The following is a 23620-nucleotide window of genomic DNA, read 5'->3' as shown; positions in this document are numbered from 1 at the left end:
TTTGGCTTAAAATTTTCATTCGGTATCATCAAAACTTATCCATGAAAAAAATATACTACATTCCGGGATTGATGAGTGCTATATTGCTTCCTCTGTTATTATGGTATTATGGGAATCAAAAATTTAATGAAATCAATGTTTCAGTATTGGACATCTGGATTCCGATAAAAGAAAAAACCGATAGTAAACTTCCTTTCATCAACTTTGAGCCCTACAGAAGCTGGAATTATAAAAAAATAGAAATAACACCCAATACTGCCAAAGAAAATTCAAAACGCTATGTATCAGAGCTCAAAAATCTTCAAAAAAGAAATGAGAAAAATACCGGTATTGAATTCATGTTAAATGATAAAAACACCTATAATGATCTTGTTTCGCTATTAAATGATATAGAACTGGCCAACCATCCTGAGTATCATCTTGATCTGAATAAGACAGGACACCTTTTTGTAATCCATCAAGATAAAACATCTATTGGAAGTCCTGATGATTTTGTAAATTGGTGCGGAACTACTCATGATTATTATCCGAGTGAACATTATTTAAAAGGCTATCAAAAACTGGAAAATCAGCTAAAACATTTACCTCAGCAATCTTTTTATATGATTTTTGGCTTTCTCCTGTTTTTAAATATTTCTATGCTCAGTATCAAGGAAAGGTTTCAATTGCATTATTAACTCAAAAATAAAAGGCTGCCATTTGGCAGCCTTACTTTCAAATTACTTTTTATCTAACAACGAAAGATATTTTCCGTATCCTTTTTTATCCATCTCAGCTTTTGGAATAAACTTCAGGGAAGCACTATTGATACAGTAACGAAGTCCGCCTTTATCTGCCGGTCCATCTGTAAAAACATGTCCTAAGTGGGCATCTCCAATTTTACTTCTTACCTCTACTCTGGTCATTCCGTGCGTACGATCCAGTTTTTCATCAATCATACTTTTTGTAATAGGTTTTGAAAAGCTTGGCCATCCACAACCTGATTCAAATTTATCTGTTGATATAAATAAAGGTTCACCTGTGGTAATATCCACATAAATACCCTCTCTTGTTTCGTTCCAATATTCATTTTGGAAAGGTCTTTCTGTTCCGTTTTCCTGAGTTACATTATATTGTTCTGCACTTAACTTTTCCTTTAAAACTTTTTTATCCTGCTTCTGATAGCTTGTGGCCTTTGGAAGCGGGTTTGCTTTTTTCGCCATTTCAAAAAGGCCCGGTTCAATATGACAGTAACCTCCTGGGTTTTTATCCAAATAATCCTGATGATAGTCTTCTGCCTTATAGAAATTTTTCAACGGAATAGTTTCTACCATTAAAGGTTTATTATAGTTTTTAGCCAATTTCTGAACTTCATCTTTTACAACTGCTTCAGTAGTTTTATCTGTAAAATAAATTCCCGTTCTATATTGGTTTCCGCGATCATTTCCCTGTTGGTCTTTGCTCGTAGGATCGATAGTTTTAAAATACAGATCAATCAAAAGTTTCAGATCTACCTGCTCCGGATCATACTTCACTTTTACAGTTTCTGCAAAACCTGTTGTATGGCTTACCACTTCCTCGTAGGTAGGGTTTTGAGTATTTCCGTTTGCATAACCAACTTCTGTTCCTACCACTCCACGAATCTGTTGAAAGAAATGCTCTGTTCCCCAGAAGCATCCACCGGCAAAATAAATCTCTTTGATGTTTTTATTATCCATAATTTCTTGTTTTTCTTTCTTTATCTCTACTTCATTGGGCTTATTTTTTTTAAAAAGCCCGGATTCTGCAGCAAAAACTGCTATACCCAGAATAATTCCAAGTACTATTAATATATTTTTCATATTTAGCTTTTTATTCATTATTTATTATTTTGAACAATCATTAATCCAAATCCTAAAAGCATAAGGTCTTTTAAAATAAAGAAATCCGTCACAGGTACTCCATCCACTACTTTCCACATTCCTGGTGTTGTAAATAAATAGCTTAAAGTCACTAGAAAAGTTACAATCATTCCTATCCCTGCATACTTTTTCAGTACAGCAAATTTCGCACTAAATAGGAGTAGTAAGGCAATGATAATTTCTATCGCTCCGATAAGATTAGACACAGCCTGAACGCTCATAATCTTATATACGAAAAAAGTTAGGAAATGGTTTTCAACCAAAGGTTTTATAGCTGCAGCTTCAGTGGGAGTAAATTTGAAAATACCAATCCAGAGCAAAATAAGAGCAGCTCCGAAGAGGGAAATATAATATCCCAGTTTGTACGTTGATTGATTTTTACCCGTTGTATTTGTTGTTCCGACCATTTTTTTAAGATTTTGAATTAATACTTTTATTGTTTTCAAAAGTATAGTCGGGGCTATTTCAAAATCCTGACAAAAATTTTCCTAAAAATTTAATTTATCAATCATTTTATTTTTAAAACCCTGAATTTCAGACTCATTTATTTCGGTTTCTTTTTCAGAAAAGGTCTTTTTAAAAACTTTATCTAGAAGTGCAAGTTTCTTGTTGTACATCCTGCACCACTTGCAGATCATAATATGCATATTAAGCATCCTGTTTTCTCTGGTAGAAATGGATTGGGCATTCCTTTTTTCCATCAGTAAAGTAGCTTCACTGCATGGTAAAAATAATCTATGTAGTATTCTTCTTATCATGATCTCTTATGATTTTGAAAACCAGTTAAACTCCAGACATTCTCTGAGCTGCATCCGGCTTCGTTGAAGGATCTTCCAAAGGTTAGTCGTAGAAACATTCAATTCCTGACTCACTTCGGGTGCTTTTTTTTCTTCCAAATAATACATTTTTAATAAAATCTTCCATCTGGCAGGCAATTCTTCAATACACTCTTCAAGTGTTTTATTGAACTCCTTATTATCCAGAAGCTCAGATTCTGTTGAAACATTCCAGTCATTCAAAACATCATTATTCTTCCAAGATCCAGTTTCATCAAAGAAGTGATCTAGCTTTATAGTAGGTTCGGATTTATATTTATTCCGGTAGAAATCGGCAATTTTTCTATTAAGAATAGCCATCAGCCATGTTAAAGGCTGGCTTTTTCCCTCAAATGAATCATAACTTGAAAATGCAGCGATAAAGACATCCTGAACTACATCCTGAGCATCCTCCTTATTAGAAAGCAGGTACAGGGCCTTTTTCAAAAGAGGTCCGGAATATTGATCGATCCAGCTTTTCACGATTTCATTTTTCATTATTGGAACGGTTTTTATCTTATTCAGATCATAGCGAAGATAATAAGTTAAATGGAAAGGAACAATTATTACTATGAGATAAAGCAAGTACTTTATCTTCGATAAAATTTTAGACTGCCTATCTTAATTGTCATTATTGAGTACGAATTATCTCAAATAATAAATTTATTCTTGATTCTACCACATTTTAAAAAGGACAAATGGAAGTTATGGCTAATATTATGTCTGACATTTGATAAAACATCCTTGAAAATATATAATATTGGATATTAAATCACCTAAAAATCTTAAATTTGCATCTTATCAAAATTTGATATTAAAAAAAAGCAAAAGCAATACTATGACATCACAAGAGATACGTCAAAAATTTTTAGACTATTTTAAAAGTAAGGAGCACCTTATCGTTCCTTCGGCTCCTATTGTGCTGAAAGACGACCCTACCCTTATGTTTTCCAACTCCGGAATGACACAATTCAAGGATTTTTTCCTAGGCTACAAAACGCCTACGGCCCCAAGAATTGCCGATACACAGAAGTGTCTGAGAGTTTCAGGAAAGCACAATGATTTGGATGATGTAGGTAGAGATACTTACCACCACACCATGTTCGAAATGTTAGGGAACTGGTCTTTCGGGGATTACTTCAAAAAAGAGGCTATTGCTTTTGCCTGGGAATTACTGACTGAAGTATACGGAATTCCAAAAGAAAATTTATATGTAACGATTTTTGAAGGAGATGCTTCTGAAAATCTTGACAGAGATCAGGACGCGTATGACTTCTGGAAATCTCACATTTCTGAGGACAGAATCATCAACGGAAATAAAAAGGATAATTTCTGGGAAATGGGTGAAAGTGGACCATGCGGACCATGTTCAGAAATCCATATTGACTTAAGAACACCTGAAGAAAAGGCTAAAGTATCAGGACTTGAATTAGTGAATAACGATCACCCTCAGGTTGTTGAGGTATGGAACTTGGTTTTCATGGAATTCAACAGAAAGGCTGATAAGTCTCTGGAAAAGCTTCCTGCTCAGCATGTAGACACAGGAATGGGCTTTGAGCGTCTTTGTATGGCACTTCAAGGGAAATCTTCCAACTATGATACAGATGTTTTCACTCCGCTTATTTCTAAGGTTGAGGAACTTTCAGGTAAGAAATATACCGGAATTTTAGAAGACGAAAAAGATATTGCCATCCGCGTTGTGGTAGACCACATCAGAGCGGTTTCTTTTGCTATTGCAGACGGACAGCTTCCTTCTAACGGAGGGGCAGGTTATGTAATCAGAAGAATTTTAAGAAGAGGTATTTCTTATTCTTACAGATTCCTTGGAATGAAAGAGCCTTTCCTTTATAAATTGGTTGCTGTTCTACAGGAGCAAATGGGATCTTTCTTCCCTGAGCTTGAGAAGCAAGGAAAACTGGTTTCTGAAGTAATCAAAAGTGAAGAGGAATCTTTCTTAAAAACTATTGAAAACGGATTGATCAGAGTTGAAAAATTAATTCAACAGACCATTGCTGACAATCTAAAGGTATTACCAAGTGAAGAAGTTTTTGAACTATATGACACTTATGGTTTCCCGGATGACTTAACAAGAATTATTGCTGAGGAAAAAGGATTAACCATTGATGAGGAAGGATTCAAGGCTGAAATGGAAAAGCAAAAGCAACGTTCCAAGTCAGATTCTGCTCAAAAGGTTTATGATTGGGTAGTTTTGGAAGAGAAACCGGAATCATTCGTAGGATATGACCAGATTGAATCTGAAACGTATATTACAAGATACAGAAAGGTAGAAAACAAAGACGGAGAATTTTATCAGGTAGTACTGAGCAGCTCTCCTTTCTACCCAGAAGGAGGTGGACAGGTTGGAGACAAGGGTCTTTTAGAAAATGCTTCAGAAAGCTTTGAAGTACTGGAAACCAAAAAGGAAAACGGATTAATCGTTTCATTGATTAATGGTCTTCCAAAGGATGCAGGAGCAGTTTTCTATGCTAAAGTAAATGCTACCGACAGAAAGAATTCTCAGGCCAACCACTCTGTAACTCACCTTTTACATGAGGCATTAAGAGATGTTTTAGGAACACACGTTGAACAGAAAGGTTCTTACGTAGGTCCTGATTATCTTCGTTTTGACTTCTCTCACTTCAATAAAATGACTGAGGAAGAATTGGCTTTAATTGAAGAAAAAGTAAATCATAAGATCAAGGAAAGCATTGCTTTACAGGAGTTCAGAAATATTCCTATTCAGGAGGCTCTGGAAAAAGGTGCAATGGCTTTATTTGGAGAAAAATATGGTGACAGTGTGAGAATGATTCAGTTCGGAAGTTCAAGAGAACTTTGCGGAGGAACTCACGTAAAAAACACCAGCGAAATTGGTCATTTCAAAATTACGTCTGAAGGTTCTGCAGCAGCAGGAATCAGAAGAATTGAAGCTATTTCAGGTGATAAATCTGAAGAATACTTCAATAATCTTGAAAAGCAAATCATTGAACTTTCACAATTGCTGAAATCTAAAGATGTAGTAAGATCCATCGAAAAACTGATTGAGGAAAATACTTCATTGAAAGCTGAGGTAGATGCCCTTAAAAAGGAAAAAGCAAAAGGAGAAATCGGTGATTGGAAGACTGCGTATGAGCAGAAAGGCAACAAGCAATTGCTGGTGAAGAAGACTTCTTTGGATGCAGGTTCTGTTAAGGATATTGTATTCCAGTTGAAGAGAGAGATCCCAACTTCGGTAACGATCATCCTTTCTGACGCAGATGGAAAACCAATGATTACCGTAGGAGTTTCTGATGACCTGGCAGCAGATTATCAGGCTGGAGCTATTGTAAAAGATCTGGCAAAAGAAATCCAAGGCGGTGGCGGTGGAAACCCTGGCTTTGCAACTGCAGGGGGGAAAAACCTTTCCGGATTGGAAAATGCTTATCAAAAAGCCTTGAATATTTAAAAAATATTTCAAAATATAGAAAACTCCTGAATTTAATTTGTTCAGGAGTTTTTTTATTGGAAATTGTAAAGAACTTCAGAAAGACTATCTACACTCCAAGCTTAATCTTCATTCTGTAGGAAACATCCATTTACTCATTAGATTAAATCAATGTTATACTCTGTTAAAAAACTTTTATACAAGAATAAATATCATTAATTTTGACATAGTTTTTTTACATGAAAAGGGGTTTACAATTATTATTTTTCCTGATCTATTTTTGGGGTTATTCGCAACTGAAAATAAAAGTTGTGGATGATGCCAACCAAAAACCTGTCTCTAATGCTAAGGTTTTCTGTGATGATAAAATCCTTGGTTATACCAATGCACAGGGGATTTTAGAGTTTAAATCAACATGCAGGAATATAGAAGTAGAAGCAGAATCTTATAAAAAGGAAACAACATCTGTGGAAAGCAGCATGGAGGTTTCCCTTACTAAAAAATCATCAAAGACTACAGCCATTGAAGCAGTTGTAATTGAAGATAAAAGTGACCCAAGAGCACTGGAAATCCTTAAAAAAGTCAACAAGCTGTTTAACGAAAACTCTCCTAAAAGCTTAGGCTCCTATGCTTATAAATCCTACGAAAAAATATCCCTGGATATTGATGAGGACAGCCTTTCACAGTTTAATCAGTATTTCAATGACCTCAACATTTTCAAGAAAAAGAGAGAAAAAGACTCTCTGAATAATATCAATGCAAGGAAAATCTTTGCAAAAAGTAAACTCTTTCTCTGGGAAAGGGCGCAGGAGTTTTTATATTCCAAAAAGTATGGGGAAAAGATCAATATTCTGGACAACAGAATTTCCGGCTTAAAGCAGCCGGTTTATGAGATGATTGCTCTTCAGCAAAGTAACAGGGATATTGTTCCTGAACAGTTAAAACCGGAAAACAGGGGTCTTTACAGATTCTTTCTTTCAGATACCATTGAACTTGACGGAAGAAAAAACTTTGTGATCCGTTTCCGTGAAGTTAACTACAAAAATCCGGACAGAAAACGGAAGTACAACGGTTCTATTTATATAGATACCGAGACCTACGGAATTAAAAAAATTGAAAATTTCAGTAAAAATAAGAACGACGGAATTATCACCAGTACCTGGGTATTTTATAATAACAAATGGTTCCTTGCCCATGAAAAAACCAAGCTTAAAATGGGTAAAATGGCGATGGATGACAAAGAGCATGTTAAAAAGGATAAGAAAAGCTTTGGTACCTACGCTTTCCTCACTTCCAAATATTTTGATTTTGAATCTCCCATTGAAGAAAAAGCCCAAGACTTCAAGGGCTATACATTCTCTGTAAAAAGTATCGACGGACATTCTCTGGACCAATACAGAACAGATCCGCTTACCGAAAGAGAACAAAATACCTATAAAACAATTGACAGCCTTGGCAAAAAATATAAAATTGATAGTAAGGCACAAATTATTTCCGGGCTGCTTAACGGTCAAATAAGAGTAAAAGCAGTAGACTTTGCAGTGGATGAAATTGCCAACTATAACTCGTATGAGGGTTTCAGACTTGGATTAAAAGCTAAGATTAATGAAAACTTTAACCCTTATTTTTCTCCTGATTACTATTTTGCCTATGGTGTAAAGGACAGAAGGTGGAAATATGGAATGGGGATAGATGTAAAAACTACATTAAGAAAAAATTCGTTCTTCAGGTTTGAATTTTATGATGATGTAACAGCTTCAGGGGAGTTTTACAGACGTCTTTGGAATTTTAAAATGAGGATGATGAACTTTGGAAATAACCTTAACAATGATAAATATTTCCACTTCAAGGGCGCATCTTTGTCTTATCTGAATGATGTTACCAACGGACTTACCCTTGCTCTTGCCGTAAGAAGAAATATTGAAGAGGCTGAGTTTGATTACCAGTTTAGAGATAGTGGATCTTCGTTTAAGAACTTCAACACCTTGTTCACGTTAAAGTATTCCCCGAATTCTACCAATATTATGACTCCACAAGGGAAATCCCTGATTGATCAGAAGTATCCGGAGCTTTATTTTAACTATGAGCAAAGCTATAAAATGGCGGGTGGAAGCTTTAATTACTCTCGTTTTGATGCTCTTTTCGTACATAATTTCAAAACCCCGATCGGAACCACAGGTTTCAGATTGTATGGAGGTGTAGTTTTGGGTGAAGCTCCAATCTGGAAGAACTTTACCATGAACGGGCTTGCCTCTCCGGGTAAGGATTTCAATTTTAACCTTACTTCATTCCTCGGATTTGCAACACTGGAGGGTGGAAAGTTTTATAATGATAAGTTCGTTGCCTACTACTTTACCCATAAGCTGCCTTTTTACTTCAAAAGTTTTGGACACAATGTGTCAAGCTTTGATTTTGTTCTGCGAGGAACTATTGGAGATATGAAGCATCCGGAGTATCATCAGTTTAAATTTAAGAAGCTGGACCACCTGTATCAGGAGGTTGGTTTGGAATGGAATAACTTCCTTTCGAGCTATTTCAATCTTGGATTATTCTACAGAGTGGGTTATTATGCAACCCCACATTTTAAGGAAAATTTTGCCATTCAGTTTAAATTAAAGTTCCTGGAATTTTAAACTCCAAATCTTCAATAACACCCATTATACAATACATTATACATCATATATAAGTTACCATGCAGAGAATAGAAATAAAAGCGGAAGCATTTTTTGAATTATTAAAGTTAAAAGATACTTCCATGTGGGAAATATTTTCACAGATGATAAACGGAGAAGAAAAAGAAATTATATTTTTGGATAATGAAGATAAAATTCTCTTCAATTATGTTTTACCTTCTAACCCAGAGAAATTGGAAGAAGACAGAAAGGAGTTTTCAAAGCAATTTGCTGATAAACTAAATCATTTAAATTAAAATCAGATGAATAGAAATTATATTTTTTCCCTATTGAGTATTCTTGTATTCAGTATCGGGAATGCTCAAAGCTATAAGAAGCCCCTGGTTTCCGCTATCAAGGAGTCTGATCTTAAAAAGGACATGTATGAATTGGCAGCAGATCAATTCTGGGGACGTGAGGCAGGAACCCTTGATGAATTAAAGGTTTCCATGTGGCTTGCGGACAAAGCCAAGGAAGCAGGAATGAAGCCTGCCGGTGATCACGGTACCTTCTTCCAGTTCTTTGATATGTACAGACATCAGGTAATTCCTCAAAGCAGCCTGAAAATTGGAGATAATAACTTAAAGCTATGGAAAGATTATCTTGTGGCAGAGCCTGTAAATGCGTCTTTGGATGCTGAAGTTGTATACGCAGGAAATGCAGAACCTGAGGATCTTTCTAAATTGAATATCAAAGGAAAAGTATTGGCAGTAAATGCTTCTGATAAAAATATAGACAAGGAAATGACTCTTTTTGTAAGAAGATATCCTGGATTTGTAAGAACCAAGTACTACAATAAAGCCTCTGAACTTGGGGCAAAAGCAATCATCTTTATCACTGATGACCTGTCTGAACAAAGCTGGCCGGAAGTTCTTCCCCAAATGACAAGAGGAAGCTATGGCGTAGAAGGATTAAGAGAAAAAATAACGAATAATATCCCTGTTCTTTGGATCAAAAGAGAAAATGCGGGCTGGGTAAAGAACAATCCGAAAGCTTCTCTTAACCTGATTACGGAAACCTATAAATATCCATCTGTAAATATCATCGGAAAAATTGAAGGAACAGATCCTGCCCTTAAAGATGAATATGTTCTGCTTAGCGGACATCAGGACCACGACGGAATCAGACATCCTGTAAAGAATGATACCATCTACAACGGGGCCGATGATAATGCCAGTACCTGCGTAGCAATGTTAGCAATGGCAAGAGCCTATAAAAAGCAACCCGGAAAAAGAAGCATGCTGTTTGTTTTCCATGGTGCTGAAGAAAGAGGTTTGCTTGGATCAAGATGGCACGCAGCACATCCTGTTGTTCCAAAAGAGAAAATTGTAGCAGTCCTTAATGGAGATATGATCGGCAGAAACAGTAATGATGAAGCCGCTTTATTGGGTGGAAATGCTCCACATAAAAACTCTGAGGAATTGGTAAAAATGGCAGAGGAAGCCAATAATGAAAGTACTAAATTCAAGTATCTGAAAGACTGGGACTCTCCTAGTCATGCAGAATTCTTTTATTTCCGTAGTGACCATCTTCCTTATGCTAAAATTGGTATTCCTGCCATATTTTTCACCAGCGTACTGCATGATCAGTACCACACCCCACAAGATGAATCTGAAAACATCAATTACAAAAAGTTGTATAAAATGACTGAATGGATGTACAGAACTTCCTGGAAAGTAGCTAATGAAGCTGAACGTCCGAAAATTATTTCAAATTTCACCCTTGAAAGATAAATAACAAAAAGCTTCACAAATTGTGAAGCTTTTTTCATCATAGTGTTTTTAGTAAATGCCTGATTATATAAGTAAATTCATTAAGGACGGATCATTGTTCAGATAGTTGACAAAGAAATCATGTTTTTTCATGTTATCAATCAATGGTGTAAAATCTTCTTTTTGCTTTATGGCAATTCCCACCACTGCTATCCCTTTTTCCTTTGAGTTTTTTTGAGTGTATTCAAAAAAAGTAATATCATCATTTTGTCCCAAGACATCCATTACAAAGGTTTTCAAAGCTCCGGGACGTTGAGGAAACCTCACCAAAAAATAGTGCTTTAAGTTGGCATACAGCAAGGCTTTTTCCTTGATTTCCTCCATTCGGGTGATATCATTATTGCTTCCACTGATAATACATACTACATTTTTCCCTTCGATCTGATCTTTATATTTTTCCAATGCTGCAACGGAAAGTGCTCCTGCAGGTTCCACAACAATGGCATCTTTGTTATACAGTGAAAGTATGGTTTCGCATACCAGGCCCTCCTCTACGGTTGCCATATCATGCAAAACATCTTTACAAAGCTCAAAAGTGAGATTTCCTACCTGCTGTACTGCTGCACCATCCACAAATCGGCTGATTTTTTCAAGAAGTACAGGCTTTCCATTTTCCAGGGCCTTTTTCATACTTGCCGCTGCCGATGGTTCTACTCCAATAATTTTTGTATGGGGAGATAGCTCATGAAAGACAGAGCATATGCCTGCAGCTAACCCACCGCCGCCTATTGGTACAAAAAGATAATCAATAGGTTCTTCTGCTTGTTCAAGAATTTCCAACGCGGTGGTAGCCTGCCCTTCAATAATCGCGGGATCATCAAACGGATGAATAAATATTCCGTCTTTTTCGTTACAAAACCTCATCGCAGCATCTTTAGCTTCGTCAAAGGTATCCCCGAATAAAATGACTTCAATATCATTCCCACCAAACATTTTCACCTGCTCCAGTTTTTGTCCCGGGGTTGGCAAAGGCATAAAAATAGTACCTTTCACCTTCATAGAATTGCAGGCAAAGGCAACTCCCTGGGCATGATTTCCTGCACTGGCGCAAACAACACCTCTAGAAAGCTCTTCCTGAGACATCGTCGCCATTTTATTATAGGCTCCCCGAATTTTATAGGATCTTACTCTTTGAAGATCTTCTCTTTTAAAGCTTATTTTCGCATTATAAACCGTTGACAGATTATTATTAAAAGCCAAAGGGGTTCTTACACATACATTTTTGAGTCTTTCTGCAGCGCTATAAACATTATCCAAGATGGATAGATAGGTTTCTCCCGTCCTCATTTTCTTTTTTTTTTGTTTAATTATTCTCAGGTCTCAGACTACGTACCGTTTTTCCGGCTCTCCACATCTCGCTTTCTCTTAATTCAGTTAACTCTACCTCCAGTTTTTCTCTGTAATCCGGCTTACTGTTGCTGTCTATGGATCTTTGGGCTTCATTTCCCTGAGCTACGCTGTCATACAGTTCTTCAAATAATGGAGAAGTAGCATCTCTAAAGCGTTTCCACCAATCCAAGGCTCCTCTTTGAGCTGTTGTACTACAGTTGGCATACATCCAATCCATTCCGTTTTCTGCAACCAAAGGCATTAATGATTGGGTAAGTTCTTCTACAGTTTCGTTAAATGCTTCAGAAGGACTGTGTCCGTTTTTCCTTAATACATCATATTGGGCAGCAAATATTCCCTGTACCGCACCCATCAAGGTTCCTCTTTCTCCTGCAAGATCACTGTAAACTTCTTTTTTAAAATTGGTTTCAAATAAATAGCCGCTTCCTATGGCAATTCCAAGGGCAGTAACTCTTTCTCTGGCTTTTCCTGTGGCATCCTGATACACAGCAAAACTACTGTTCAGTCCTCTATCCTGAAGAAACATTCTTCTTAATGAAGTTCCTGATCCCTTTGGAGCTACAAGAAAAACATCTACATCTGCTGGCGGAACAATTCCTGTCCGTTCATTAAAGGTAATCCCGAATCCATGGGAAAAATATAGTGCTTTTCCGGCAGTAAGATGTTGCTTTACTTTTGGCCAGTATTCTATTTGTGCGGCATCACTCAGAAGATAGCAGATGATGGTTCCCTTTTGCAGAGCTTCCTCTATTTCGAAAAGCGTTTCACCCGGAACAAACCCATCTGCAACAGCCTTATCCCATGATTTTGAATTTCTCCTCTGCCCTACGATGACATTAATTCCGTTGTCTTTTTGATTAAGTGCCTGTCCAGGTCCCTGTACACCGTACCCAATTACAGCTACCACTTCATCTTTTAATACTTCCTGAGCCTTTTTCAATGGAAACTCTTCTCTTGTTACTACGTTTTCTTCTACTCCTCCAAAATTCAATTTTGCCATTTCTTTTAATTTTATTTGTTATATATGATTTTTACTTTCTGCCTAGCTTGCGTATTCTACTACGGTCAGATGTGGATTTTTGTGATAATGAACTTCCAGTATATCTACTTGTTTCTCCATTTGTCTGGTAATCTTCTGAACAGATTCTTCCGTTTCTTTAATGGTGATCACAAACTTTTTTATCTTTTCTATTTCGGAAGGTCCCATATTGAAATTCATAATTGAAATCCTTCTTCTTGAAAAAATAGCATTGATCCTGGTAATCAATCCCAAACAATCCTCTGTATAGGCTGTTATGGTATATTCTTTATTTTCTGTTTTCATTTTTTTATGTTTATGTTATTGTTTATGATTCAATACAATCTCTGAAACGCTTTTCCCTTGTGGAATCATGGGAAATACATTGTGTTTTTTTCCTGTCATTACCTCAAGAAGAAACGCTCCTTTATGATCAAGCATTTCGTGGAGAGCATCTTTCAAATCTTGTCTTTGAGTGACTTTTCTTCCGGAAATGCTATATCCTTTTGCCACCTGTACAAAATCAGGGCTTTGGATATCTACGAATGAATATCTTTCCTCATGAAAAAGCTCCTGCCATTGCCTCACCATTCCCAGATAGCTGTTATTAAGAATTAAGATTTTAATATCCGGATGATATTGCATCACAGTTCCCAACTCCTGAATGTTCATCTGTGCTCCTCCATCACCCATTACAGCAATTACAGGGAGATTATGTTCTCCATAAGCTGCTCCTATTGCTGCAGGAAGACAGAATCCCATGGTACCCAATCCTCCACTTGTAATATTCGTTCTGGAGTTTTTAAAGCTTGAATATCTACAGGTTACCATCTGATGTTGTCCCACATCGGTTACAATAACCGCTTCCCCCATTGTAATTTCGTTGAGGTATCTGATGACTTCCCCCATTGTAATTTCTTCTTCTGTAGGAAATAATTCATCATTGATAAGGTTAATACTTTCAACTTCCAGACAATCTTTAAATTTTTGATGCCAATCTGAATGTTCTCTTTTATTGATGAACGTTGTAATAAGTGGCAGAGTCTCCTTACAATTTCCAAGAACAGGCACATCTACTTTTACATTTTTGTTGATCTCCGCCTTATCAATATCCAGATGGATAATCTTTGCCTGTTTTGCATATTGATCCAGTCTTCCTGTAACACGGTCATCAAAGCGCATCCCCACAGCAATAAGTACATCACATTGGTTGGTAAGAATATTAGGCCCATAATTCCCATGCATTCCTACCATTCCCACAGCCTGAGGATGATCCGTAGGAACAGCTCCCATCCCCAAAACAGTCCATGCAATCGGAATTCCTGATTTTTCTGCAAACTGCAAGAACTCTTCCTCGGCCTCCCCTAGCATAATCCCCTGACCAGCAATAATGAATGGCCTTTCTGCATTGTTAATCAAATCAGCTGCTTGTTCAATACACTCCATGGATGGAACCGGATCCGGTTTATAGCTTCTCAATGAATGACAGGGTGAATATCCTTTATATGGAACTTTCTGTAACTGGGCATTTTTTGTAACATCAATGAGTACGGGTCCCGGACGACCTGATCTTGCGATATAGAAAGCCTTTGCGAGCACTTCAGGCAGTTCGTTGGCATCTGTAACCTGATAATTCCATTTGGTAACAGGACTAGTTACATTCATTACATCTATTTCCTGAAAAGCATCTGTTCCCAAAAGATGTTCAAAGACCTGTCCTGTAATGCATACAAGAGGAGTATTATCCAGTAAGGCATCAGCCAGCCCTGTCACTAGATTAGTAGCTCCGGGACCGCTTGTTGCCATTACCACTCCTACTTTTCCTGATACTCGTGCCAATCCTTGTGCGGCATGTACTGCGGCCTGTTCGTGGCGGACAAGAATATGCTCTAACTGTTCTTTATAGTCATAAAGCGCATCATAGATTGGAATAATGGCGCCTCCGGGATATCCAAAAACAGTCTTTATACCTTCCTTAAGGAATGCTTCAAGTATAATCCGGCTTCCGCTCAGTTCTGTTTCTATTGATAGATTTAGGTTGTTCATGATGTTTTATTTTAAATTTCATCCGTTACACAGCCCTCGGCGGCAGATGATACTGTTAATGCATATTTATAGAGTAAACCTTTCTTTACCTTTAGAGCTGGTTTTTGCCAGCCTTGTTTCCTTTTTTCAATTTCTTCATCTGAAACCTTGAGTTGTATTGTATTATTTACCGCATCTATTTCAATGAGATCATCATCTTTTACAAAGGCTATCAGACCGCCTTCATGGGCTTCGGGCGTAATATGCCCCACTACAAAACCATGAGTCCCTCCACTGAATCTGCCATCTGTAATTAAGGCAACACTGCTTCCCAGCCCCACTCCAATCAAAGCACTGGTAGGTTTCAGCATTTCCGGCATGCCTGGTGCTCCTCTAGGTCCTTCATAGCGAATAACAATGACATCTCCATGTTGTACTGTTCCATCTTCAATCCCTCTTATCAGGTTCTTCTCTCCATCAAAAACACGGGCGTTTCCTACAAACCTTTCTCCTTCTTTTCCTGTTATCTTGGCAACACTTCCTTTTTCTGCAAGGTTTCCATACAGTATTCTTAGGTGACCTGTAGGCTTTATTGGATTTGATAGTGGTTTTATAATCTTTTGTGTATTAAAATCCAGCGTCGGTATATTTTCCAGATTTTCGGCTAATGTTTTTCCTGTAACCGTTAAACAGTCGCCATGCAGTAATCCTTCTTCCAACAAATATTTCATGACAGCCGGCGTTCCTCCATGTTCATGTAGATCCTGCATCAGGTATTTACCACTGGGCTTAAGGTCTGCCAGTACAGGAGTACAATCACTCATTTTTTGAAAATCATCCTGTGTAACAGATACTCCAACGCTTTTCGCCATTGCTATAAAATGCAGAACCGCATTGGTACTTCCTCCTAAAATAACAATCAGGCGAAGTGCATTTTCAAAGGCTTTTCGGGTCATAATGTCTGACGGTTTGATATCTTTTTCCAATAATATTTTGAGATATTTTCCTGCTTCCAGACATTCATTTTGTTTTTCTTTGCTTAAAGCCGGATTGGAAGATGAGTACGGAAGACTCATTCCCAATGCTTCTATTGCTGAAGCCATGGTATTGGCTGTATACATTCCGCCACATGCTCCTGCTCCGGGACATGAATTTTTAATAACTCCATCAAAATCTTCTTCAGAAATTTCACCGGCAATTTTTTTACCTAACGCCTCAAAGGCCGAAACGATATTCAAAGCTTCTCCTTTGTAGCATCCCGGTGCAATAGTTCCGCCATATACCATAAGGGATGGCCTGTTCAATCTTCCCATTGCGATAATGGTTCCCGGCATATTCTTGTCGCAACCCGGCAGAGCAATAAGCCCGTCATAATACTGTGCTCCACAAATCGCCTCGATACTGTCTGCAATAACATCCCGGCTTACCAGAGAATAACGCATACCATCGGTACCATTACTCATACCATCACTTACACCAATGGTGTTAAAGATTAGCCCTGCCAATCCTGTGTCCCATGTCCCTTTCTTTACAATTCGGGCCAGATCGTTTAGATGCATATTGCAGGTATTTCCGTCATATCCCATACTGGCAATCCCGATCTGAGCCTTATGCATATCTTCTTCTGTAAAGCCTATTCCGTAAAGCATTGCCTTTGCAGCGGGCTGTTCGCTATTTTGTGTGAATGTTTTTGAATATTTATTTAACATATTATCCTTCTTTTCCTGTTCTTCTCATCTCTTGGTGTGATGTCAAAAATTTCATTTTTTTCGAAATTCACTAATGAGGTTTTTACTTAATTTTGGTCCAAAACTACACCTTGTAATATTTTTTAATCTTCAACTTTTCTGAAAACTACAATATTCAATTGTTTAGAAAACGAATACAACAAGCTAATAATCAAACAATTAAATTCATTGTTTTTACAACGACAGAACTCTCACTAATTTCAAATAAGCCTGTTGTACCTTTTGACTTGCGGTATCTTCCCAATTTTTTGCAAAAGGAATATCATCAAGGGAATCCAACGCAACTATTTCAGCAGCGGTACCACAGAAAAAAGCAGCATCAGCACCTCTCATTTCCTCAGGTTTAAAAAAAGTTTCCTTAACAGGGATATTAAGATCTCTGCATATTTCAAAAACAGTCTCTCTCGTTATCCCAGGTAGAATACTTCCTTTTGCCGGTGTAAACAGGGTTCCATCTTTTTCATAAAAAACATTGGCACCTGAGCTTTCTGCAACATTTCCATTTTCGTCCAATACCAAGGCTTCATCATATCCTTTGTCCTTGGCATCCTGACAGGCAAGAATAGAGTTCACATAATGCCCACCCACCTTGGCTTCTACTTTAAATGCTTTAGGATTGGGGCGTTGAAAACCTGAGGTCATAATCTTCATTTTATCTGCCAGATAACCATTGCTCCATTCCCAAGCCAGCAAGGAGAGGTAAGATTCTTTCCCTTTTGAAAGAGACATATTGGGGGAACAGGTAACCAATGGACGGATATAGGCGTCTGTGAAGCCATTCAGTTCTAGAAGTTCGTAGGTGAGTTCTGTAAGTTGTTCTGCTGAATAATCGAAGGGAATATGCATCAGTTCTGCTGATCTTCTCAATCTTTCGTAATGTTCTTTTGCCTTAAAGACCCTTGTTCCGTGGGCAGTACTGTAAGATTTGATTCCTTCAAAAACAGAATATCCGTAGTGAAGAGATTGTCCGTAAAGATCCATACCGGCCTCTTTTGCTTTCATAAAGCTTCCATCAAAATAGATGACCGTGTCGTTGTTGTAATACATGTTATAGGGGTTAAAAATTAACAAAAGGGAATAAAAAAAGCCCTCTCACGTTGTGAGAGGGCTAAAATATATGTACAGTCATACATCTTCCATCTCACAGGCGCAAGGGAATAATAATGACGATAATAATTACTGCGAATAACTGATACATATTCTTGACTATAAAAAAATTAAAATAAAAAAAAGCCGCTTCAACAATGAAACGGCTTGTATAATTTAAAGAAAAATATATGCTAAAATGCCGCTTCCTGACTGTTGTAAATGACAACAGCTGCAATAGAAATGACAATAATATTTTTCTGATTCGTAAAATTCATATTGCAAATGTATAAACTTTTTAATTACTCGCAAGTTTTTTTAACACTTTTTATTTTTTCTGTAAAAACTGATCGAGAGTTTCCTTTGCCTCAGCCACATCATGAACCCTAAGAATCTTTGCTCCCTGCTCTAAAACTTTCATGTGAAGTTTTTGTGTTTCCTCATTGATCTCAAGAGGAGATTTCCCAAGAGGTTTATAGATAAATGATTTTCTGGAAATCCCTATCAACAAAGGAAACTTCCCAAAACCAAGAAAGTTTACTTCGTGAATCATCTTCATCTGATCTTCTACTGTTTTTCCGAAGCCAAAACCGGGATCAAGGATAATATCATGTACTCCTTTCTGTAAAAGCTCATTGGTTTTTTCTGAAAAATATCGGTTTACTTCCAGGGTTATATCTTCAAACTTAATTTTATCATGCATGGTTTCGTAGGACGGGTTAACGTGCATCAAAATGTAGGGAAGCCTTGTTTCTGCTGCTGTATCAAATATTTTTTTATCATATTGTCCTCCTGAAATATCGTTGATAATATCAATCCCTTCATTAAATCCGAATTTTACGGTTTCAGCATAAAAAGTGTCTAAAGAAACCAGTGCTTCAGGGAATTCTTTTTTAATTTGAGAAATGATGTTTCCCATCCTGCCAATTTCCTCTTCACTACTCAAAAATTCTGCATTGGGACGGGTAGATTGTGGTCCGATATCAAGAATTTCTGCTCCTTCTTTTAATAACTTTTCAGCATGTTTTAATGCCAGTTTTTCATTGTTAAATTTCCCACCATCGGAGAAAGAATCTGGGGTAAGATTGAGGATTCCCATAATCTTTGGGGTATCAAGTTGTACCAGCCTGCCATTGCAGTTGATGGAGTATTTCTGAGGGTTTGAGGGTTCGGGAATTTGAGAATTTGGGAGCATGAAGTTTATAAGTAATGAATGATTTATATAATGCAAAATTAAGGATTTGTACTTTGAATTAAAGGGCAAGAGTTGAGAAATTAAATAAAAAAAACACCATTCTCCTACTCTAATACTCTCTCTTACTCTAAAATCCTGACGCATTCTAACATGATTCAAATCAAACTCATTTCATAAACAAAACCTAATTCGTATATTTGGAAGATTAAGAAAATTTATGCTAAAAACATCAGTACAATTCGAGAAAATTATCAGTCAGTGTCGTGATCTTTTCAGTAAAAAGTTACAGGATTACGGAGCAGCCTGGAGGGTTTTGAGACCGAGTTCCATAACGGATCAGATTTATATAAAAGTGAACAGAATCCGTACGCTGCAAATGACCGATGTAAAAATGGTGGATGAAAGTGAAGAAGATGAATTTATCGCGATTGTCAACTACTCTATTATTGGACTTATTCAGCTTGAAAAAGGTCTTTCCAATGATTTTAATGAAAATAAGGAAGAAATTTTAGGTCTTTATAACCAATATGCCGGTGAAGCGAAAGCTTTAATGGAAAGAAAAAATCATGACTACGGTGAGGCTTGGAGAGATATGAGAATTTCCTCAATCACCGATCTTATTTATCAGAAAGTATTAAGAACCAAACAGATTGAAGATAATCAGGGAAAAACCATCGTTTCTGAAGGGCTGGATGCCAATTACTTCGATATGCTGAACTATGCTGTCTTTTGCCTGATTAAGTTTTCTGAACAACAAAACCAATTCGAACCCAAAACTATTTAATTATGATCAAAGGTTTATTACGCTTTATTATCGCTGTTATTTTTATCCTTTCAGGCTTCGTAAAAGCTGTGGATTTGGTAGGATTTTCCTTTAAAATGGAGGAATATTTCTCACCTGCAGTCTTCAATATGCCGTTTTTTGAAAAATTTGCGTTGCTGTTTTCAATTATCGTCGTTGTGCTGGAGCTTTTCTTAGGGTTTATGTTACTGATTAAATTAAAGCTTAAATTTACCTTATCAGCCTTAATAGCACTTTGTGTGTTCTTTGGCTTCCTTACTTTCTATTCTGCTTACTTCAATGTTGTAACGGATTGCGGATGCTTTGGAGATGCCATTAAGTTTACGCCTTGGCAAAGCTTTCTGAAAGATATTGTGCTTCTTGTAGGACTTATTCTTCTGTTTTTATTATACAGAAAGGATTTCTGCAAAAAGGATGAATATGGCAGTACCAAAAAAGAATCTACAAGCAAATTCAAATATTATATTCTGGGAGCATTTTCCTTAGTGATGATCTACATTATGGCACAGGGAATTATGCATGAACCGATGATTGATTTCCGTGATTACAAAATAGGAACAGACATTAAGGGTGAGAAAGAAAAAATCAATAAAAACCCATCCGAATACAAGACTTACTATTCTCTTAAAAATCAAAAGACAGGAGAAGTTTTAAAGGTAAATCAGGATGATTATATCAAGGAAACAAAATACTGGGCAGAGGATTCTCCTTGGAAAATTGAAGAGGGTAAGAATGAATCTGTTCTGGTAAAAGAGGGATATAAATCTGAGATTGTGAAATTCAAGATTGAAGATCCTACCGGAATGGAACTTACTGAGGAGATCATCAAAGCTCCAAAGGCTATCTTAGTGTTTTCTTACCTCCCAAAAGAGGTTCCTGCAGATCTTCTTCAAAAAGTGGAAGCCAAGGTAAATACTCAGAAAGGAGCTCTTATTTATGGGGTTTCAACATATCAGAATACCTTTAAAACTATTAAAAATACAATGATGGACGGAACAGCCATCAAAACTATCGCAAGAAGCAATCCATTTGTACTGATCCTTGAAAACGGAAAAATTGTAGACAAGCAGCCTGCAAAGGACTATGTTAAATAACAAATGGTGAGCTATCTAATTTAAACATTCAACTACAACATTAAATTTCAACAACACATGCAAAAATCAAATAAATCTATCGCTGGTTACCACTTATTAATGATCCTTTCATCTGTAGACGGAGAATTTGCCCCGGAGGAAGGGATGCTTGTACAGCAATATTTAGCAGATGAGTTTCCTTTCAGAATGAATCTTGATAATGAGCTTGATACGCTTGCTCTTTTACAACCTGAAGAATGGAAAGATCACTTTGAATTCCACGGAAGATGTTTTCTTGATGATTCTACCGAGGATGAGCGTGTAAAGTTTGCTCAGTTTGCAAAATCATTAATAAAAGCAGACAACAAGGTAACAGAAGAGGAACATACGTTCTACATTCTTCTGAAAAATCTTTGGGGACTATCATAAACATTGATCCAAAATCCAATAACCATGAAAAAAATTTATCTAGGATTATTAGTAATGAGTGCATCAACATTTCAATCTCAAAAATTTCCGGACATGAAAGCCCCTGTTGCAGAAAAGCAGGAGCATATTAGGGAAATCCACGGTGATAAGGTAAATGATCCTTATTACTGGATGATCGATTATTTTAAAAAAGGAAAAGACTCTACCAAGGTCGTTGATTATTTAAAGGCTGAAAACACCTATTGGGAAGGCATGATGAAAGACACGGAACCTTTCAGAGAAAAGCTTTTTCAGGAAATGAAAGCGAGAATCAAGGAAAAAGATGAGTCTGTGCCGGTTTTTAGAAACGGATATTATTATTATACCCGTACAGAAACCGGAAAACAATACTTCAAATACTGCAGAAAGAAAGCAACCCTTAGTGCTCCTGAGGAAATTCTGCTGGATGTAGATCAGCTGGCAGAGGGACACCCTTATTATGCGGCTTCAGGTTTCAGTATCAGCCCGGATAATATGAAGATGATTTATGGAGTGGATGATGTTTCCAGAAGACAATATAAATTATTTTTAAAGGACTTATCTACCGGAAAAACCACTGATCTTGGTATTAAAAATACAACGGGATCTGCAGTATGGGCCAATGATAATAAAACGATCTTTTATACCTCCAAAAACCCTGAAACTCTTTTAACAGAAAAGATCTACAGACATACTTTGGGAACAGATTCTTCCAAGGATGCTATGGTATATGAAGAAAAGGACAAAACCAATTATATAGGTGCAGAAAAGTCCAAGAATCAGAAATTTATCATGATCTATTCTCAGGCAACAACATCTTCTGAGATCCAATATCTGGATGCTAATGATCCTAACGGAACTTTTAAGGTTTTCCAACCAAGAATAAAGGATGTATTATACGATGTAACTCCTTTGGAAGATAAATTTTTAATTACTACCAATAAGGATGCCCTTAACTTTAAAGTGGTAGAAACGCCTTTAAACAAAACGGGCGTTGAAAACTGGAAGGACTTTATTCCTCACAGAAAAGAGGTTCTGATGCAGGGGATTTCTGAGTTTAAGAATTATCTTGTTTTCAGTGAAAGACAAAACGGACTTTCCCAGTTGGTGATCTATGACAGAAAAACAGGTAAAAAGGAGTTTCTGAAATTTGACGAGGCAGCTTATACTGTTTCTCCATCAGGAAATCCGGAATACAATACAGATAATTTCCGTTTCGGTTATACTTCCATGATTACCCCAAGTTCTCAGTTTGAACAGGACTTAAAGACCGGAAAAAGAATTCTTTTGAAACAACAGGAAGTTCTGGGAGGTTATAATAAAGAGAATTACACTACCGAAAGGCTTTTTGCCACAGCAAAAGACGGAACTCAGATTCCTATCTCTATTGTGTATAAGAAAGGATTTAAAAGAGATGGAAGTAATCCACTTTTATTATACGCTTACGGTTCCTATGGAAATTCTATGGATGCAGCTTTCAGCAGTACAAGGCTGAGTCTTTTAGACAGAGGTTTTGCCTTTGCAATTGCCCACATCCGTGGAGGTCAGGAAATGGGAAGACAATGGTATGAAGACGGAAAAATGATGAAAAAGAAAAATACATTTACCGACTTTATCGATTGTGGAGAATATTTAGTTAAGGAAAAATATACTTCTCCTAAACATTTGTATGCTCAGGGAGGAAGTGCAGGAGGGCTGCTAATGGGGGCTGTAGCTAATATGAGTCCTAATCTTTGGAATGGAGTGATCTCACAGGTACCATTCGTGGATGTAGTTAATACAATGCTTGACACAAGTATTCCTTTGACAACAAATGAATATGACGAATGGGGTAATCCTAACAACAAGGATGCTTATTTATACATGAAATCTTACTCTCCTTATGAAAATATAGAGAAGAAAAACTATCCTAATCTATTGGTAACAACAGGGCTTCACGATTCTCAGGTACAATATTTTGAGCCTGCGAAATGGGTCGCAAAGCTTAGGGATATGAAGACTGATAAAAACGTATTATTATTGAAAACAGACATGGATTATGGCCATGGTGGTGCATCAGGAAGATTTGATTATCTGAAAGATATTGCCTTGGTGTATGCTTTCATGTTTAAATTAGAGGGAATTAATAAATAATAAGTTTAGCAGATTCATTAGAATAAAAATTTAAAAGTAAATAAATCAATATAAATCTTATGAGAAGAAAAATAGTTGCAGGAAACTGGAAAATGAACAAAAAACATGACTGAAGCACAAAAGTTTACGATTCAGTTACTAAGTGTACTTTTCTTAAAACGAGATATATTACGAACAATGTGA

General features: G+C 36.9%; 20 protein-coding genes. 9 read left to right on the top strand and 11 right to left on the bottom strand.

Annotation, left to right across the window (positions count from 1 at the left end; translation table 11 throughout):
* The first annotated feature begins 41 nt into the window (after positions 1-41).
* The gene (locus EG359_RS21210; RefSeq protein ID WP_076353768.1) at positions 42-677 is read left to right on the top strand and encodes a hypothetical protein; all 636 of its coding nucleotides are present in this window, start codon (positions 42-44) and stop codon (positions 675-677) included.
* Positions 678-719: 42 nt separating this feature from the next.
* Here the strand turns inward: EG359_RS21210 and msrB are convergent, their stop codons facing one another.
* From msrB to EG359_RS21190, 4 genes are all read right to left on the bottom strand, one after another.
* Entirely contained in the window at positions 720-1820 is a 1101-nt protein-coding gene (msrB, locus tag EG359_RS21205; RefSeq protein ID WP_084180423.1) for a peptide-methionine (R)-S-oxide reductase MsrB, read from the bottom strand.
* 17 nt (positions 1821-1837) lie between these two features.
* Complete coding sequence (locus EG359_RS21200) at positions 1838-2287, bottom strand: DUF417 family protein (protein WP_076354367.1); 450 nt, start codon at positions 2285-2287, stop codon at positions 1838-1840.
* Positions 2288-2368: 81 nt separating this feature from the next.
* Entirely contained in the window at positions 2369-2638 is a 270-nt protein-coding gene (locus tag EG359_RS21195; RefSeq protein ID WP_076353764.1) for a hypothetical protein, read from the bottom strand.
* A gap of 6 nt (positions 2639-2644) precedes the next feature.
* Positions 2645-3193 (bottom strand): RNA polymerase sigma factor, encoded by a 549-nt coding sequence (locus tag EG359_RS21190; protein WP_076353762.1) that lies wholly within the window; start codon positions 3191-3193, stop codon positions 2645-2647.
* A 340-nt stretch (positions 3194-3533) separates the two neighbouring features.
* Here EG359_RS21190 and alaS point away from each other — a divergent pair, with 340 nt between their 5' ends.
* From alaS to EG359_RS21170, 4 genes are all read left to right on the top strand, one after another.
* Positions 3534-6137 carry an alanine--tRNA ligase gene (gene alaS, locus EG359_RS21185; RefSeq protein WP_076354365.1) on the top strand — a complete coding sequence of 868 codons (2604 nt, stop codon included), beginning with the start codon at positions 3534-3536 and terminating at the stop codon, positions 6135-6137.
* Positions 6138-6355: 218 nt separating this feature from the next.
* Entirely contained in the window at positions 6356-8749 is a 2394-nt protein-coding gene (locus EG359_RS21180) for a DUF5686 family protein (protein ID WP_076353760.1), read from the top strand.
* Positions 8750-8808: 59 nt separating this feature from the next.
* Positions 8809-9045 (top strand): hypothetical protein, encoded by a 237-nt coding sequence (locus EG359_RS21175; RefSeq protein ID WP_076353758.1) that lies wholly within the window; start codon positions 8809-8811, stop codon positions 9043-9045.
* Between the two features lie 6 nt (positions 9046-9051).
* The gene (locus tag EG359_RS21170) at positions 9052-10521 is read left to right on the top strand and encodes a M20/M25/M40 family metallo-hydrolase (protein WP_076353756.1); all 1470 of its coding nucleotides are present in this window, start codon (positions 9052-9054) and stop codon (positions 10519-10521) included.
* Positions 10522-10584: 63 nt separating this feature from the next.
* Here EG359_RS21170 and ilvA read toward each other — a convergent pair whose 3' ends face one another.
* The 7 genes from ilvA to folP all read right to left on the bottom strand — a co-directional run bounded on the left by ilvA (position 10585) and on the right by folP (position 18982).
* Positions 10585-11847, bottom strand: coding sequence for a threonine ammonia-lyase IlvA (gene ilvA, locus EG359_RS21165; RefSeq protein ID WP_076353754.1), 1263 nt, complete (start codon positions 11845-11847; stop codon positions 10585-10587).
* 16 nt (positions 11848-11863) lie between these two features.
* Positions 11864-12910 carry a ketol-acid reductoisomerase gene (gene ilvC / locus EG359_RS21160; RefSeq protein WP_076353752.1) on the bottom strand — a complete coding sequence of 349 codons (1047 nt, stop codon included), beginning with the start codon at positions 12908-12910 and terminating at the stop codon, positions 11864-11866.
* Positions 12911-12952: 42 nt separating this feature from the next.
* Positions 12953-13234, bottom strand: a complete 282-nt coding sequence (locus EG359_RS21155) for an ACT domain-containing protein (protein WP_076353750.1) — start codon at positions 13232-13234, stop codon at positions 12953-12955.
* 15 nt (positions 13235-13249) lie between these two features.
* Entirely contained in the window at positions 13250-14974 is a 1725-nt protein-coding gene (gene ilvB, locus EG359_RS21150; RefSeq protein WP_076353748.1) for a biosynthetic-type acetolactate synthase large subunit, read from the bottom strand.
* Positions 14975-14985: 11 nt separating this feature from the next.
* Positions 14986-16662, bottom strand: coding sequence for a dihydroxy-acid dehydratase (gene ilvD / locus EG359_RS21145; RefSeq protein WP_076353746.1), 1677 nt, complete (start codon positions 16660-16662; stop codon positions 14986-14988).
* A gap of 213 nt (positions 16663-16875) precedes the next feature.
* Positions 16876-17748 (bottom strand): branched-chain-amino-acid transaminase, encoded by an 873-nt coding sequence (gene ilvE / locus EG359_RS21140; protein ID WP_076353744.1) that lies wholly within the window; start codon positions 17746-17748, stop codon positions 16876-16878.
* Between the two features lie 367 nt (positions 17749-18115).
* Positions 18116-18982 (bottom strand): dihydropteroate synthase, encoded by an 867-nt coding sequence (folP, locus tag EG359_RS21135; RefSeq protein WP_076353742.1) that lies wholly within the window; start codon positions 18980-18982, stop codon positions 18116-18118.
* Positions 18983-19199: 217 nt separating this feature from the next.
* Here folP and EG359_RS21130 point away from each other — a divergent pair, with 217 nt between their 5' ends.
* Genes EG359_RS21130 through EG359_RS21115 form a run of 4 tightly spaced genes read left to right on the top strand, consistent with a single transcriptional unit; the run spans position 19200 to position 23437 of the window.
* Positions 19200-19766: a DUF1599 domain-containing protein gene (locus EG359_RS21130; protein WP_076353740.1), complete on the top strand. Its 567-nt coding sequence runs from the start codon at positions 19200-19202 to the stop codon at positions 19764-19766.
* A 2-nt stretch (positions 19767-19768) separates the two neighbouring features.
* Entirely contained in the window at positions 19769-20878 is a 1110-nt protein-coding gene (locus EG359_RS21125) for a BT_3928 family protein (RefSeq protein ID WP_076353738.1), read from the top strand.
* A gap of 57 nt (positions 20879-20935) precedes the next feature.
* The gene (locus EG359_RS21120) at positions 20936-21286 is read left to right on the top strand and encodes a hypothetical protein (protein ID WP_076353736.1); all 351 of its coding nucleotides are present in this window, start codon (positions 20936-20938) and stop codon (positions 21284-21286) included.
* 24 nt (positions 21287-21310) lie between these two features.
* Complete coding sequence (locus tag EG359_RS21115; RefSeq protein WP_076353734.1) at positions 21311-23437, top strand: S9 family peptidase; 2127 nt, start codon at positions 21311-21313, stop codon at positions 23435-23437.
* Positions 23438-23620: the final 183 nt, after the last annotated feature.

This window comes from Chryseobacterium joostei, assembly GCF_003815775.1.
In the GTDB taxonomy this organism is placed as follows: domain Bacteria; phylum Bacteroidota; class Bacteroidia; order Flavobacteriales; family Weeksellaceae; genus Chryseobacterium; species Chryseobacterium joostei.
This window is presented reverse-complemented; position numbering and strand designations above follow the sequence as displayed.